The organism is Arthrobacter sp. MP_M4, assembly GCF_035984855.1.
Taxonomy (GTDB): Bacteria; Actinomycetota; Actinomycetes; order Actinomycetales; family Micrococcaceae; genus Arthrobacter.
In genome coordinates this window covers 49,071-64,658 of sequence record NZ_JAXCHX010000003.1, presented here as the reverse complement: position 1 = coordinate 64,658, position 15,588 = coordinate 49,071, and the positions used below count along the sequence as shown (strand labels likewise).

Sequence of the window (15,588 nt, the reverse complement as noted above, 5' to 3'; positions counted from 1 at the left end):
GAGGGCGCTACGTGCCGCGGCCATCACGGTCAGGGTGCTCGGGCTCCAGGGTTGACTCACCGGCCGCCTCCCGCAGGGCCTGCCGACGGCGATGCGAGAACCTGCTGTCAGTCCACAAGGAGACGGCCACAAACGCAACGCAGCTGGACATGAAAGCTGCCGTATTGTTCAGCCCCATGGCGTTTCCGAGGACGCCCGTGAGCACCATGGCGGCGATGCCGGCCACGATGTGCCACCCTCTGAACTTACGCACAATCCAAGCGTAACCCCGGCCTTCTCCACGCCCGGGCGCGGGGGCGGGATCGTTGTTTGATCCTTATCATGCCGTCACGAAGCATCCGCGGCGCCGTCACCGGCGTGGTCCGGTGCGCCGCCGGCGGTAAGGTTCTTCTTCTGCCTTTCCCGCCAGGCCATGATGTCAGCCAACCGTATGCGCCGGTGGGTGCCCCGGTATTCCACCGGGATTTCGCCGCGGTCCGTCAGGTTCCGCAAGTAGGTGTGCGAGATGCCGGCCAGCTCCGCGGCCCGGGACGTAGTCAGCATTTCCTCCACGCTGCTGACCGTGACCGCGTCGCCGCGGCTAAAGCGCGCTAGAACATCGACGACGGCGTCCCGCGCCTGGGGCGGCAGCCGGTGGACAGTGCCGTCGACAAACACCGTGATGTCCTCACTGCCGTTAAGGGCGTACCGGAGTTTCTGGGCGTCCTCAGCCGGGAGGGCGGCCGTGACCCGGGGAGCAATCAGTGTCATGGACTGCATCCTAGCGCCCCGGGATCGGCTCTCCCGTCCACTGGCTCGCCGCGGACGGCGGGCGAGTGCCTTACGGCCGGACTACAGCCCCAGCTCTTCGAGGACCGGCAGCTTCTCCCGGACCCAGGCGCGGGCCTGCGTGGCGCTCGGCGCGGAAAGGGCGAGTTTGGCCAGCTCCTGTGCCTCGGCCAGGGTAACAGTTTTCAACACGGCGGCCACGGCAGCCAGGGATCGGGCCGTCATGGACAGGGTTGAGACCCCCAGACCTGTCAGGACGACGGCGAGGGCAGGGTCAGCAGCGGCCTCACCGCAGACGCCGACCGGTTTGTTGTGGCCCTCCGCGGTGGAGCCTTCCACGGTCAGCCGGACGAGCCGGAGGACAGCGGGCTGCCAGGGCGTGTTGAGCGCTGCAAGCGGGCCCAGCTGGCGGTCCGCCGCCATGGCGTACTGTGTGAGGTCGTTTGTTCCCAAGCTCGCGAAACCGACCTCGCGCAGGATCGCCTCGGCGGTGAGCGCCGCGGACGGAACTTCCACCATGACTCCGGGAGTCTTGATCGCGGCCTCGCTGCACAGCGTTGCGAAGCGGGCGGCTTCCTCGGCGGTGGAAATCATCGGGGCCATCACCCAGACGTCCGCCTCGGACTCCTGCTCAGCCCGCGCGATCGCCTGCAGCTGGCGCTCCAGGACGCCCGGCGTGGTGAAATCTGTGCGGTATCCGCGGACGCCGAGGGCGGGGTTGGGTTCGGAGGCGTCGGTAAGGAAGGGCAGCGGCTTGTCCGCGCCGGCGTCGAGCGTCCGGAGCACCACTTTCTTGCCCGGGAAGGCATCGAAGACGCCCTTGTACGCGGCGGCCTGTTCGTCCACGGTGGGTTCGGTGTCGCGCTCCAGGAAGCAGAATTCGGTCCGGAACAGCCCGACGCCCTGGGCGTTCAGCTGCGCGGCGGCCACGGCGTCCTTGGCTCCGCCGACGTTGGCGAGCAGCGGGACCAGGTGGCCGTCCGCCGTCACGCCCGTGCCGTCGAAGTCCGCCAGCAGCGAGGCGGTCGCTGCCCAGTGTTCGGCAGCGGCCCGCTGGGAGTCGTCGGGGTCCGCCGTGATCAGGCCGGCGGCGCCGTCGACATAAACCTCGGTGTTATCCGGCAGCTGGTCAACGCCGGTGGCGGCAACCACCGCGGGAAGGCCCAGGGAGCGGGCAATGATGGCGGTGTGGGATTGCGGGCCACCTCCGGCCGTGAGCAGGGCGAGGATCTTTTCCGGGTCAAGGGTGGCGGTATCCGCCGGGGCAAGGTCCTCCGCAATGAGAATGAACGGGGTGGGGGAGGATGGAATTCCCGGGGCCGGGACCCCGCGCAGTTCGGCCACAATCCGGGCCCGGACGTCCAGGACGTCGGTAGCACGCTCGGCCATGTAGCCGCCCAGGTTGTGCAGCATTTCCGAGACGGAGGCGCCGGCTTCCCAGATGGCACGCTGGCCGGAAGTACCACGCCCAATCAGTTTGGCAGCCGATTTCAGCAGCATCGTGTCCGTCGCCATCAAGGCGGTGGCTTCCAGGACAGCTTTGCCGTCGCCGCTGACGGTCCCGGCCCGGGTTTTCAGCTCATCGTGGACCGCCTTGGCGGCGGACTTCAGGGCCGCCGTTTCTTCCTCAGCCGTAACGCCGGCCGGTAACTGTTCCCCGGCGGGCGGTTCGCTGACAGGTTTGGGCATCTGGCGGATGGTTCCGATGATGCGGCCGGGGCTGACGCCTACTCCTGGGAAGTTCTGCACTGAAGGTCCTCATTCTCTGCCGTGGGCCGGTAAGCCGGTTGTTCAGATACTGCCAGAACCGGCCGCCCGTGCCGAGCCGGACCTTCCGGCCGGCCCGACGGGGGGCACGCCGACAGCTACGTCGGCGGCGGGTCCGGTGCCTGAAAAAAGTGTATGTGATGCACTTCATATAGCGTTGCTATAGGTGCTAGGGTAGCGGTTATGAGTTTCGATGGCCAGCTTCCGCCCAAGACGCGGTTGCTGCGTGCAGCCGCCGAGCTGTTGGCCAATTCCGCCGGCGGTACGGTCTCCACCCGCCAGATCACACAGCTGGCAGGCGTCACGGCACCCACTCTCTATCACCACTTCGGCGACAAAGAAGGGCTGTTCGACGCCGTCGTCGCGGCGGGTTTTGAAGAGTATGTCGCGGGCGAACGCGACTTCGCGCCGTCCGGACAACCGCTGGAGGATATCCGGCGGATGTGGGACAACCATGTGCAGTTCGGGCTCAACCAGCCGGAACTGTATTTGGTGATGTTTGGCAATATCCGCCCGGAGAGCCGCCCGGCTGTCGTCGCTGACGCTGAGGCCCTGATGGAGGAAATGCTGAACAAGGCCGCAGTGGCCGGGCAGCTCAATGTCCCTCCGCGGGAAGCGGCCAGGAGCATCCTGGCCGCCAACGTTGGCGTGACGCTCATGCTGATCACGGAAAAAGCGCCCGAACGCAATCTCGAGCTGTCATCCATGACCCGCGACGCGATGATTTTCGCGGTGTCCTCGGACCAGGCCAAAAAGAACGGTCCGGAAGAGTCCGGGAAATCGTCGGTGGTTGTCGCGGCGATCGCCCTGAACGCGGCTCTGCAGGCGTCGCACTCCGATCAGCTCTCCAGCTCAGAACTCAAGCTCTTTCTCGAATGGCTCCACCGGATCTCCACCAGCTCCACCAGTTAGCTTCGCGACATCATCGGACCATCCTGCGGTGCAGCAGGACTAACGGTTAGGAAATCACATGGCAACAGAGACAGTTGCGAAACCCCGCACCAGCGCGCGGGTCGGCGTCCAGAAATTTGGGACGTTCCTGTCCGGAATGATCATGCCCAACATTGGCGCCTTCATCGCCTGGGGCATCATCACGGCGCTGTTCATTGAGAAGGGCTGGATTCCGATCCCTCAAATTGGCGGCTTCGGGACAAATGCGGAGGGAGTGGCAAACACGGGTCTTGTCGGGCCCATGATCACCTATCTGCTACCTCTTCTGATTGCCTACACCGGCGGCCGGATGGTGTATGACGTCCGGGGCGGCGTCGTCGGAGCCATCGGCACCATGGGCGTAATTGTCGGTGCCGGCATTCCGATGTTCATCGGCGCCATGATCATGGGCCCGCTGGGTGGCTGGACCATGAAAAAGATCGACTCGATCTGGGACGGCAAGATCCGGCCCGGCTTTGAGATGCTGGTCAACAACTTCTCCGCCGGCATCTGGGGCGCGCTCCTGGCGCTGCTTGGATTCTACGGAATTTCCCCCCTGGTCTCGGCCTTCAGCACGGGTGCTGGCAATGTGGTCCAGTTCCTGGTCAACAACGGATTGCTGCCCCTGACCAGCATCTTCATCGAGCCGGCCAAGGTCCTGTTTCTCAACAACGCCATCAACCATGGAGTGTTGACGCCGCTGGGCATCCAGCAGTCACTGGAAGAGGGCAAGTCCATCCTCTTCCTGCTTGAGGCCAATCCCGGGCCGGGCCTCGGGATTCTGCTTGCCTACATGTTCTTCGGTAAGGGCATTGCCAAGGCCTCGGCACCCGGCGCTGCTCTCATCCACTTCTTCGGCGGCATCCACGAAATCTACTTCCCGTACGTGCTGATGAAGCCCATCCTCATCCTCGCTGCAATCGGAGGCGGCATGACCGGCGTTGCGACACTGGCTATCACCAACTCCGGCCTGGTGGCCCCGGCAGCCCCGGGATCCATCATCGCGGTGCTCGCCCAGACCGCGCGTGACAGCTACTTCGGAGTTATTCTCTCCGTACTCCTCGCCACTGCCGTCTCCTTCCTGATAGCTTCGGTCATCCTCAAGGCCAGCAAGACCCCCGTAGGGGAATCTGAAGAGGACAGCTTCAGTGCTGCGACGTCGCAGATGGAGTCGATGAAGGGCAAGAAGAGCTCGGTGGCCTCCATGCTCGTGGGCTCCGGAGCTGCCACCTCAGGCGGCGTCGCGGTTCTCGCCGGCCCGGTCAGCAACATCGTCTTCGCCTGCGACGCCGGTATGGGCTCAAGCGCCATGGGCGCCTCGGTACTGCGGAACAAGATTAAAGCCGCCGGCTTCCCGGAGGTCAAGGTCACCAACTCCGCGATCGCGAACCTCAGCGACACCTACGACGTCGTTATCACGCATCAGGATCTGACCGAGCGGGCCAAGCCCGCTACGGCCAGTGCCGTGCATGTTTCGGTGGACAACTTCATGAATTCGCCGCGGTATGACGAGATCGTGGAGCTGGTTCGAAGCTCCAACACGCCGGACGATGCGGCCGGCCTGGCTGGTTCGCCGGCAGCCGGCGCCGCCACCGCCGTCGCCGAGCGGGAACCGGAAGCCGCAGCCGGCCCGTCTGGCATCCTGGCCGCGGAAAGTGTCGTCCTCCGCGGCACAGCAACCACCCGGGACGCCGCCATCGACGAGGCCGGCCGGCTCCTGCTGGACCGCGGCGCCGTCGACGCCGGCTACCTGGACGCCATGCATGAACGTGAAGAGTCGGTTTCCACCTACATGGGCAGCTTCCTCGCCATCCCGCACGGGACCAACGCCGCCAAGGACCACATCCTCAAATCCGCAGTCTCCGTGGTCCGCTACCCCGACGGCATCGACTGGAACGGCAAGGAAGTGAAGTACGTGGTCGGCGTGGCCGGCATCAACAACGAACACCTCCACATCCTGTCCTCCATCGCCAAGGTCTTCACCAACAAGGCGCAGGTGGCCCAGCTTGAAGCTGCCACCACCGTCGAGGAAGTCCTGGACCTGTTCGGAAAGGTCAACTCCTAGTGAAAGCCGTTCATTTCGGAGCAGGAAACATCGGGCGCGGATTCGTCGGGCTGCTGCTCCACGAGGCCGGGTATGAGGTGGTCTTCGCGGATGTCGCGGAGGACCTGATCACCCAGCTCGCTGCGGCAGACAGCTACCGGGTCCACGAAGTGGGGGAGCACCCCAACGTCCGGACCGTGGGGAACTTCCGGGCGCTGAACTCCAGCAACCAGGAAGCGGACGTCATCGCGGAGATCGCGACGGCGGACGTCGTCACCACCGCGGTGGGGCCGCACATCCTCAAGTTTGTGGCGCCCGTGATTGCCAAGGGTATCGCCGCCCGGGCCGAAGGGCTCCTGCCGCTGCAGGTCATGGCGTGCGAGAACGCCATCAACGCCACAGACATCCTGAAGTCCGAGGTATCGGCCCAGTGGGATCCCGCCGCAGGCACTCTGGATGACAAGGCGGTCTTTGCGAACACGGCGGTGGACCGGATCGTGCCGAACCAGGAGGCCGGCCAGGGCCTGGACGTCACGGTGGAGACATTTTACGAATGGGTCATCGACAGGACTTCATTTGCGGGCAGGCCGCCGGTGATCCCGGGTGCGACCTTCGTCGATGAGCTGGAGCCGTACATCGAGCGGAAACTGTTCACCGTGAACACCGGGCACGCCGCCGCAGCGTACTTTGGTTTCGGGGCCGGCCTGGCGAAAATCTCCGAGGCCATGGCCGATCAAGACGTCGCCGCAGATGTGCGCGCCGTCCTGGACGAAACGAAGGAACTGCTGGTCGCCAAGCATGGTTTCACACGGGAGGAACAGGAGGCCTATGTTCAAAAAATTCTGGGCCGCTTCTCGAATCCGCATCTGCCAGACACGGTGAACCGGGTGGGCCGGGCGCCACTGCGCAAGCTCAGCCGGCACGAACGCTTCATCGGTCCGGCTGCGGAACTTGCCGAACGCGGAATTGTCCCGGAGGCCCTGCTTGGCGCGATCGCAGCAGCCCTGCGATTCAACGACCCGGCCGACGCCGAAGCCGTTGAGCTGGGGCAGATCCTGGCGGCCTCCGGCGCGGAAGAGGCCACCGCCAAGATCACGGGGCTGGCACCGGAGCACCCGCTGTTCCCCGCGGTCGCCGCCCTCGTCGACGAAGCCAAAACGGCCGCCTGAACCGCGATACCGCCGACGCCGAAGCCACCATGGCTCCGGCGTCGGCGTGTTTAAGGCCGCTCCCACCCCGGTTGCCCTATCACTTGTGGCGCCCAAGCCCGGGGTTTAGCAACCCGGAGTGACAGGGCAACGGCTCCTGCAGCTTGACCGTTAGGCTGCCTAACAGTTAGGCTACCTAAGTATGAACGTTCATCATCAGGCCGGCCCGGATCTTCTCGCCCTCGCGCAGGACTTCCGCGAGGCTCTTCGCCACAGCATCTACCTTGTCCGCCGCCTTGACGCCGACGGAGAACTTAGTGCCGCCCAGCTCAGCACCCTCAAAATGCTGATGGATGCCACCGCATCCCCCGGAAATGGCAACGGTGCCCGGGTGGGCGAGATCGCCCGAAACCTGGGCGTCAGAGTCCCGAGTGCCACGGAGCAGATCATCAAGCTCGAGCGTGCCGGCCTCGCCCGCCGCGAACCCGACCCTGATGATTCGCGGGCCGTTCGGGTGACCCTGACCGGTTCGGGCCGGGCAGCCGTCGAATCCGCCAATGAGAGCCGCAACGCTGTGATGGCCGGCATCCTCTCGTCCCTTTCGGCCGCTGACCGTGCTGCCCTGGCGGCCGCCCTTCCGGTCATCGGCAAGATCAACGCGACGCTTCAGGCCTGATACCGAGCCCACCTTCGATCACTTTCCGAAGTCCCATCATTGAAAAATCCTCTCATTTAGGAGCGCCACCATGCACGGCCAGTCCGCTGGAACCCTTCCGGCAGCCGAGGAGACCCTTGAGGCTGAGAAGGCCTCACTACTCAAACAGCCCAAGGCAGTGTGGGCAACGGCTCTCGCGGCCGTGTTCGCATTCATGGGCATCGGCCTGGTGGATCCCATCCTCCCGGCGATCGCCAAGAACCTGGATGCCTCGCAGAGTGAGGTGTCACTGCTCTTTACAAGCTACTTTCTGGTGACCGCCATAGCCATGCTGATCACCGGCTACGTCTCCTCCCGGATTGGCGGGAAGCGGACGCTGCTGATCGGGCTGGCAATAATTGTCGTCTTCGCCTCGCTCTCCGGCACTTCGGGCACCGTGGCCGAGCTCATTGGTTTCCGGGCCGGCTGGGGACTGGGCAACGCCTTGTTCGTCGCCACCGCGCTGGCCGTGATTGTCGGCGTCGCCAGCGGCGGAGCCGGGACGGCGATCATCCTCTATGAGGCCGCGCTCGGCCTGGGTATTTCCCTCGGCCCGCTCCTCGGTGCCCTGCTCGGGGGCTGGCAGTGGCGTGCCCCCTTCTTCGGTACCGCCGTACTGATGGCTTCAGCGTTCATCGCGCTGATCGCCCTGCTGCCCAAGACTCCGCTGCCTGAGCGGAAGGTACGGCTCCGGGATCCGCTCCTCGCCTTGGGGCATAAGGGTCTCAGGACCACGGCCGCCAGCGGCCTCTTCTACAACTACGGCTTTTTCACCGTCCTTGCCTTTACTCCCTTCATCCTCGGCATGGACGCATACGGGATCGGCGGGGTGTTCTTTGGCTGGGGCGTCGCCGTCGCCGTGTTCTCCGTGTTCGCCGCCCCGGTGCTGCAGAACCGCTTCGGGACCGTCCGCGTCCTCACCGGAACCCTGGTCCTGCTGATGCTGGACCTCGTGGGGCTGGGACTCTCCGCCGGGCACTCGGTGCCCGCCGTCGTCGTACTGGTGATCGTTTCCGGTGCGCTTCTGGGCGTCAACAACACCGTCTACACGGAGCTGGCCATGGGGGTTTCTGATTCACCGCGGCCGGTCGCCTCGGCCGGATACAACTTTGTGCGCTGGATGGGCGGGGCGCTGGCGCCCTTTGCCGCGGCACAGCTGGCTGAGCATTTCGGCCCGCAGGTGCCCTTCTTTGCCGGGGCACTGGCGATGGTGGCAGCGATTGCTGTGATCCTGGGCGGACGCCGCTACCTGACCGCGCACGAGCCGCACGTGGTCTGACCCGCCAGGGCGCAGGCCGCTCAGGTGACAGATAACGCCCATGTTCCAGTGGAACACGGGCGTTATCTGTCACCTGGAAAGGCGGAAGGCGGGCCGCGCGTCGGGCGCGGTCCGGGTCAGGCCTTGGCGGACGTCTTGGCGGACCCCTTCGGAACGAAGAGCGTCTCAGCGTGCTCCAGGGCCATGCCGTTGGTCTCGGGCACCTTGAACTTTACAAAGAAGAACGACGCCGCCGCGAACAACGCGTACATGGCGTAGGTCAGGGGCAGCGAGGCCGCCGCCATCACCGGGAAGCTAAGGGTGATGGCGAAGTTGGCAATCCACTGGGCGGCGGCGGCAAGGCCCAGGGCGCGTGCGCGGATCCGGGACGGGAAGATTTCGCCGAGCAGCACCCACACCAGGGGGCCCCAGGACGCTCCGAAGCTGATCACAAAGACGTTGGCGGCCACCAGGGCAACCGGGCCCCATGCGCCGGGCAACGAAATCGCGTCGCCGGTCCCCGTGGCTGACGCGAAGGCGAGTGCCATGGTGCCCAATGAGGCGGCCATGCCGATGGAGCCGGCCAGCATGATGGGCCGCCTGCCGATCCGGTCCACAAGGGCGATCGCCACGAGGGTCACGAGGATATTCGTGATCGCAGTGGCCACGGAGATGGTCAGGGAGTCCTTTTCCTGGAAGCCGACGGCCTTCCAGAGCGTCGTGGAGTAGTAGAAGATCACGTTGATGCCGACGAATTGCTGCAGCACGGACAGGATGATGCCGATCCAGACAACCGGCTGCAGGCCGAAGGCCTTGCCGCGCAGGGAACCCTTCTGGCCGGCGAGCTTGTCCTCATCGATGGCCTTCTTGATTTCCCGCAGGTGGCGGTCCATGTCGTCGTTCGGGGCGATGGACTTGAAGATCTTGAGGGCTTCCTCGTCCTTGCCCTGGACCACCAGGAATCGTGGCGACTCGGGCAGGGTGTAGGCAATCCAGCCGTAGACGACGGCGGGCACAGCGCCCGCGAGGAACATCCAGCGCCAGGCCTCGATGCTGAACCAGAGTTCCTGGTCTGCCCCGCCGGCGAAGTTCGCGAACAAGGCATCTGAGAGCAGGGCGGCGAAGATGCCGGTGGTGATGGCGAGCTGCTGGAGCGAGGCGAGCCGGCCGCGAACGTGGCGCGGAGAGATCTCGGAGATGTAGGCCGGTGCGATCACGGAGGCCAGGCCGATTCCCAGGCCGCCAACCAGACGCCAGAGGATGAGGTCCCATACGCCGAAGGCAAAGCCGGTCCCGATGGCGCTGACCAGAAAGAGCAGCGCGCCGAGCTTCATGGCGGGGATGCGGCCGTAGCGGTCGGCGATTTTCCCGGCAAGGTAGGCGCCGGCCGCGCAACCCAGCAGGGCCACTGCCACGGCGAAACCGGTCACTGCCTCGCTCAGCGCGAACTCGTCCTTGATGGCGTCCACGGCGCCGTTGACGACGGAGGAGTCAAAGCCGAAGAGGAAGCCGCCTACGGCGCCTGCCACGGCCAGCCAAATGACCCGCTTGGGGATCTTGGCGGCGGTCTGGTCTTGGGTGGTTGTCATCGGGCTCCCTCGGCATTCGCGTTCCGCGGCCTGCGCGCCGCAGCCCCCAGTCTTACATCGGAGCCGGAGCGTCGCACGTCACAAGCCGGAAAATGAGAGAAAACATACACTCCCCAGCAGCCGCTGGAACGGCCTAGTGGGCAGCGGCAGCTTCCACGCGGGCCGCGGCCAACGGGTCCGTCAGCTTCTTGTTCGGAAGCGCGAAGCTGATCAGAAAGGCGATGCCGGTCAGGACAGCGGCAGTGAGCATCACGGCGTCGATCGATTGGGCGAAGCCCTCAATGATGGGGCGTGTAAGGACGGGGTTCGCCTGGTGCACCCAGCTCGTATCATTGAGCGAGTCGCTGCTCGCACCGTTCTTGAAGAACGCATAGAGCGGAGCGTTCGCGGGGTCGGCAGCGACGGCGGGGTCCTTGAGAACCTTGAGGTAATCCGCGTTCTGCGCGGCGTCCTTCATTCCCGCGGCCACCTTGTCCGCCGCCATGCTGAACAGCATGGAGATGAACACGGCCGTGCCCACCGCGCCGCCCATGGAGCGGAAGAACGCGGCGGAGGAGGTCCCCACACCCATATCTTTCGCCGGCACGGAAACCTGCATGGCCAGAGTGAGCGGCTGCATGCAGAAGCCCAGGCCCAGGCCGAAGAACACCGCGATGGCGCCCGGAACCCAGAGCGGGGTGTCCACGCCGAGCGAGAGGCCCATGACGGTGGCGGCTCCCGTGAGGATGGCGGTTCCCAGGATGGGGAAGATCCGGTAGGTCCCCGACGCCGAAATGGTCCGGCCTGCGGTGATGGAGCCGGTGAGAATGCCGAGAGTGAAGGTGATCATCATCAGGCCGGCTTCAGTGGGTGTCAGCCCCTTGACCAGCTGCAGGTACATCGGAAGCATCGCAATCGCTCCGAACATCCCGACGCCGATGATGAAGTTCAGCAGCGAAGAAAGTCCGAACGTCATGTTCCGGAAGAGCCGCAGGGGGATCAGCGCGTAATCGCCGGCGCGTTTTTCCGCCAGCAGGAACGCCACGATGCCCGCCACACCGAGTCCGATGCAGAGTAGCGAACTGGCGGAGGTCCAGCCCCAGCTGCGGCCCTGTTCCGCCACGAGCAGCAGCGGCACGATGGCCAGGGTGATGGCGGCCGCGCCCCAGTAGTCGATCTTTTGTTTTACGTGTTTGGCCGGCAGGTGAAGGTAAAGGAACACCACGGCGAGGGCGGCGAGCCCGATCGGGATGTTGATGAAGAATACCCAGCGCCAGCCATCGATGCCGAGGATGGACTGCGCGCCGGCGAATGCGCCGCCGATCACGGGCCCCAGCACCGAGGAGATACCGAACACCGACATGAAGTAGCCCTGGTATTTGGCGCGGTCCTTCAAGGCCACGATGTCGCCGATGATGGTCAAGGCGAGGGCCAGCAGCCCGCCGGCGCCGAGCCCTTGGATGCCGCGGGCAATCGCCAGCTCGGTCATTGAGTGGACCGAACCGGCGTAGACGGAGCCTGCCAGGAAGATCAGAATGGCCGCGAGGTACAGCGGGCGCCTGCCGAAAATATCGCTGAGCTTGCCGTAGAGCGGCGTACTCACTGTGGAGGTGATGAGGTATGCGGTGGTTGCCCAGGCCTGCAGGGAGAGCCCGTCAAGATCGTTGGCGATGGTGTAGATGGAGGTGGACACGATGGTCTGGTCCAGCGACGACAGGAACATGCCGAGCATGAGGCCCACCATGACTGTGATGGTCTGACGATGCGTCAGTACCTCACCGGCGGCGCGCACGGAGGGGGTCTTGGACATGACTGCTCCCGGGGGAAGGGTTGGGATCAAGCAGGAAGGTTGCTTGCAGTAACTATGTTAGTTGCTGCTTTGTTCCCGCTCCACACTTTTCATGCCACCCGCGTCAGCGCTCCAGCAGGATCCCATCCGGATCGCACCAGATCATCGCGCCGGGGCGGACGGCGACGCCGTCGATCTGCAGCTCCACGTCAGTCTCGCCGGCGCCAGTCTTGGCGCTTTTGCGCGGGTTGCTGCCCAGCGCCTTGACCCCGAGGGACAGCTCGGCAATTGCGAGCCGGTCGCGCACGGCGCCATTAATCACGACGCCGGCCCAGCCGTTCGCCACCGCACTCGCCGCAATCAGATCCCCCATCAGCGCCGTGCGGAGAGAACCGCCGCCGTCCACCACCAGCACGGCGCCGTCACCGGGGGTGGCGAGTGTGGATTTGACCAGGGCGTTGTCCTCGAAGCAGCGGATGGTCCGGACGGGGCCGCTGAAATGGGTTCGGCCGCCAAGTGACTGGAATTGCAGGGTCACGGAGTCGAGTTCCTCACCGCGCTCGTCGTAGAGATCGGCGGTGTTTACGGCAGATGCGTCCATGGGTTCTCCTGGGATTTGTTTGAACGGTGTCACTTGCGCCTCACGAAATCTGCGGTTTCCGGTCATTGAACTACCGCTTGCTGCACGGCGTCCAGCTCTTACCGCCTGGTGCGTAGCAGCGAGGACCGTTATACCCCGGATAGGGGTTCGGAGCGGGTGCCGGAGCTGCAGGGGCTACGTTCGCCGGTGGAACGCGGGCCGGCGGAACGTACGGCGCGGGGGGCGGAACGTTTCGAAGCCGCTCAGCTTCTGCAGCAGCCGCAGCATCAGCGACTTGGCGGGCGGACTCGGCTGCCGCGGCATCAGCGACTTGGCGGGCGGACTCGGCCGCCGCAGCATCCGCGATGTGCTTCTTCTTCGCGCTGATGGCGGCCTGCCGCGCCTTCCCCGCGCTGGCGGCTGCGTCCAGCCGGGTCACCATTACTGTCCGTCGGTCCGTCGTGTAAGCAGTCCAGAGGACGTGGTCTTTGACGCTGGCTGCGGCCTTGAGTGCGGCAAGTAAGGCCAACGCGGCAACGAGCGCGGTGTGACTCTTGTCAAGATCGACATTGACGTCAGCCAGCGGTGCAGCGACCAGGGTTTCAACCGCCCCAACGGCTAGTTCTACCTGCTGGGCGGGAAGGCAGGGAACGTCGGCTGAGGTGAGTCCGATTCCGTTCGTGCGCGCTTCCTCGAAAGCCGCGACAACGGGGGGATGGAATTTCCTGTTGGGCTCGAACAGGACAGGGACGCCAAGGCCCAATCGGGCGATCTCAGCGTTGACCAGTTTTCCATGTGAATCGAAAACACCTGCCAACATCCTTCCGAATTTATCCAGCGGCTCTTTGTCTAATTCCAGTTCCACCTTGGAACCGGCGGGCAATAACTGCTCAAGTGCTTTCGTGGCCTCCGGGCCCATGCACTCAACCGGGGCGTTTGGGTCTTTTGTTTCTGGCGTGTCCACGTTGAGCAGGCGGACCGTCTTCTGTTCGTTGTTGACGGAGGCCTCAAAGGTATCTCCGTCAATTACCCGGACTACTGTGGCCTGGGTGCGGGAGCTGGTCTCCGCGGCAGCATCCCGCTTGAGGCTGGCCGTTCCCGCGTTGCAACCAGCGAGCGTGAGGGCAGCGGCAACGACCAGTCCCAAAGTCCTGGCACGGGCGGCGGTGCCCTGTTCTTCTGATAACAAGATGTATTCCCCCAGGAATGAGTGATGTGCGTTGACGCCAGAGTGGAGATTCGCGGATGACTATGACAATACTTCGCCCCGTGGTTAAAGGGCTGCCCACACGGGGCGGATTGTGGTCCTCACGATAGTCTGGCTGAACACCGATCTTCGGCGTGCATCGTCAGTTTCCGGGGGGAAGCGAAATACATGAGCCTGTCCGATTCACCCGGCGCCGTTCCGGAGCCAGCCCGTGGGCCCGCCGCAGGAGCATCGAGCACCGACCGTGCCTCCGTGGCGCTGGCCGAGCCGGAACGCCGCGTCCGGCCCGTCTGGACCACGGGCGTGGTGCTCGTAAACGTCGGCATCAACGCCGCCTTTTTCGGTCCGATCCAGGTGCTCCTCGGCCAGCAGGCCGCATCCTTCAGCGAAGGGGACAAGGAGGCCATCCTGGCTCTTGTCACCGGTGCGGGTGCCGCAGTGTCCCTCGTGGCCAACCCCCTTTTCGGTGCGTTCAGCGACCGGACCACCTCGCGGATGGGCCGGCGCGTGCCGTGGGTGCTCTTCGGCGCCATCCTCGGAGCCGCGGCCCTCATCGCTCTGGCGGGGGCGCCGAGCGTCGCCGTCATGACCCTGCTCTGGTGCTTTGTGCAGGCCGGGTGCAACGGCGCCTACGCGGCCATCACCGCCGCGATCCCGGACCGGGTGCCCGTGCCGCAGCGCGGCACGGTGGGGGGCCTGGCCGCGATGGGACAGACGGTCGGCATCCTCATCGGCGCAGTCATTGCGGCGGCGGTCACCGGGAACTTCGCCGTCGGCTACCTGGTCTGCGCCGTGGCGCTGCTCGCCGGCGTCGTACTCTACTACTTCACGAACGACGACGTCCGGCTTCCCGCGGAGGCCCGGCCGCCGTTCAGCCTGACCGGCTTCGCCAAGGGGTTCTGGATCTCCCCGGCGCTGTACCCGGACTTCGCCTGGGCCTGGCTGACACGGCTCCTCGTGAACATCGGGAACCATATGGTGACCCTCTACCTGCTGTTCTTCCTGAAGGATGCTGTCCATCTGGAAGAGACGCAGGGCATTGCGCCGGAGTTCGGCGTACTCGTCCTGACGGGACTTTACGCGGTGATGGTGATTATCAGCAGCGTGATCGGCGGGCGGCTGAGTGACCGGATGGGAAAGCGGAAGCCGCTTGTCATCATGTCTTCGGGCATCATCGCGGTGGCCTCGCTGATCCTGGCGTTTGCGCCAAACTGGACCGGCGCCCTGCTGGGTGCCTCGGTGCTCGGAGTTGGCTTCGGTTGTTACCTTGCAGTGGATTTCGCCCTGATCACCCAGGTGCTCCCGGCAGCCCTGAGCCGCGGCCGGGACCTGGGCGTCCTCAACATCGCCAATTCCCTGCCCCAGGTGCTCGCGCCCCTTATCGCCTTCCCGTTCGTGACCCTGTGGGGAGGCTATGTCTCGTTGTACGTGGCGGCTGCGGCGATCGGGCTGCTGGGCGCCGTCTTTGTCGTAAAAATCAAGGGCGTCGACTAGGTCCGTGGCCGCTTATGGCACTGCCGGCTCTGGCACTGCCGGGAACGGCCCGAAACTGGGCCTTTTCCGGAAACGCCCGGCTGCCCCGCGGCGTAACTGGCCTAGACCAGTCCGGCTTTCTACCGCCCGGTAGCGGCATTTTGGGGTGACCTATCTCACAAACGCTGTGGATAAAGGTTTCACCAAGGGTCGGAACGGGCCGCGGCCGCCCTTCCGCCGGGGGCGCGGTGTTTACGATTGCAGCACCGGAGCGGCGCCGCCGCCTGCAGCACCCGAAGCGTCAAACCCCGGCCCACCAACCCCGGGCCGCTACCGCCGTTTCCCAGACCATCTTTAGGCGT

13 protein-coding genes are annotated in these 15,588 nt (G+C 65.1%); 6 read left to right on the top strand and 7 right to left on the bottom strand.

The window, feature by feature from the left end; all coding sequences use genetic code 11:
• Positions 1-7: 7 nt before the first annotated feature.
• From RCH15_RS04885 to ptsP, 3 genes are all read right to left on the bottom strand, one after another.
• On the bottom strand, positions 8-253 hold the full coding sequence (locus RCH15_RS04885) for a hypothetical protein (RefSeq protein WP_326958641.1): 246 nt from the start codon (positions 251-253) through the stop codon (positions 8-10).
• A gap of 74 nt (positions 254-327) precedes the next feature.
• Entirely contained in the window at positions 328-750 is a 423-nt protein-coding gene (locus tag RCH15_RS04880; protein WP_326958639.1) for a helix-turn-helix domain-containing protein, read from the bottom strand.
• Positions 751-831: 81 nt separating this feature from the next.
• A complete protein-coding gene (ptsP, locus tag RCH15_RS04875; RefSeq protein WP_326958637.1) occupies positions 832-2,517 on the bottom strand; it encodes a phosphoenolpyruvate--protein phosphotransferase in 1,686 nt (561 codons plus the stop codon).
• A 201-nt stretch (positions 2,518-2,718) separates the two neighbouring features.
• Between ptsP and RCH15_RS04870 the strand changes: the two genes are divergently transcribed.
• From RCH15_RS04870 to RCH15_RS04850, 5 genes are all read left to right on the top strand, one after another.
• Entirely contained in the window at positions 2,719-3,447 is a 729-nt protein-coding gene (locus RCH15_RS04870; protein WP_326958635.1) for a TetR/AcrR family transcriptional regulator, read from the top strand.
• 58 nt (positions 3,448-3,505) lie between these two features.
• Positions 3,506-5,530 carry a PTS mannitol transporter subunit IICBA gene (locus RCH15_RS04865; protein WP_326958633.1) on the top strand — a complete coding sequence of 675 codons (2,025 nt, stop codon included), beginning with the start codon at positions 3,506-3,508 and terminating at the stop codon, positions 5,528-5,530.
• On the top strand, positions 5,530-6,678 hold the full coding sequence (locus RCH15_RS04860; RefSeq protein ID WP_326958631.1) for a mannitol-1-phosphate 5-dehydrogenase: 1,149 nt from the start codon (positions 5,530-5,532) through the stop codon (positions 6,676-6,678). Before RCH15_RS04865 ends, RCH15_RS04860 begins: the two co-directional genes overlap by 1 nt.
• 181 nt (positions 6,679-6,859) lie before the next feature.
• A complete protein-coding gene (locus RCH15_RS04855) occupies positions 6,860-7,333 on the top strand; it encodes a MarR family winged helix-turn-helix transcriptional regulator (RefSeq protein WP_326958629.1) in 474 nt (157 codons plus the stop codon).
• A 70-nt stretch (positions 7,334-7,403) separates the two neighbouring features.
• Positions 7,404-8,630: an MFS transporter gene (locus RCH15_RS04850; protein WP_326958627.1), complete on the top strand. Its 1,227-nt coding sequence runs from the start codon at positions 7,404-7,406 to the stop codon at positions 8,628-8,630.
• Positions 8,631-8,746: 116 nt separating this feature from the next.
• On the opposite strand, the gene RCH15_RS04845 is transcribed toward RCH15_RS04850, so the two are convergent.
• From RCH15_RS04845 to RCH15_RS04830, 4 genes are all read right to left on the bottom strand, one after another.
• A complete protein-coding gene (locus tag RCH15_RS04845) occupies positions 8,747-10,198 on the bottom strand; it encodes a sugar porter family MFS transporter (protein ID WP_326958625.1) in 1,452 nt (483 codons plus the stop codon).
• A 133-nt stretch (positions 10,199-10,331) separates the two neighbouring features.
• Positions 10,332-11,987 (bottom strand): MDR family MFS transporter, encoded by a 1,656-nt coding sequence (locus tag RCH15_RS04840; RefSeq protein WP_326958623.1) that lies wholly within the window; start codon positions 11,985-11,987, stop codon positions 10,332-10,334.
• A 103-nt stretch (positions 11,988-12,090) separates the two neighbouring features.
• Entirely contained in the window at positions 12,091-12,567 is a 477-nt protein-coding gene (rraA, locus tag RCH15_RS04835) for a ribonuclease E activity regulator RraA (protein WP_326958622.1), read from the bottom strand.
• Between the two features lie 70 nt (positions 12,568-12,637).
• Positions 12,638-13,735, bottom strand: coding sequence for a thermonuclease family protein (locus tag RCH15_RS04830; protein ID WP_326958620.1), 1,098 nt, complete (start codon positions 13,733-13,735; stop codon positions 12,638-12,640).
• A gap of 186 nt (positions 13,736-13,921) precedes the next feature.
• Here RCH15_RS04830 and RCH15_RS04825 point away from each other — a divergent pair, with 186 nt between their 5' ends.
• On the top strand, positions 13,922-15,247 hold the full coding sequence (locus RCH15_RS04825) for an MFS transporter (RefSeq protein ID WP_326958618.1): 1,326 nt from the start codon (positions 13,922-13,924) through the stop codon (positions 15,245-15,247).
• Positions 15,248-15,588 lie beyond the last annotated feature (341 nt).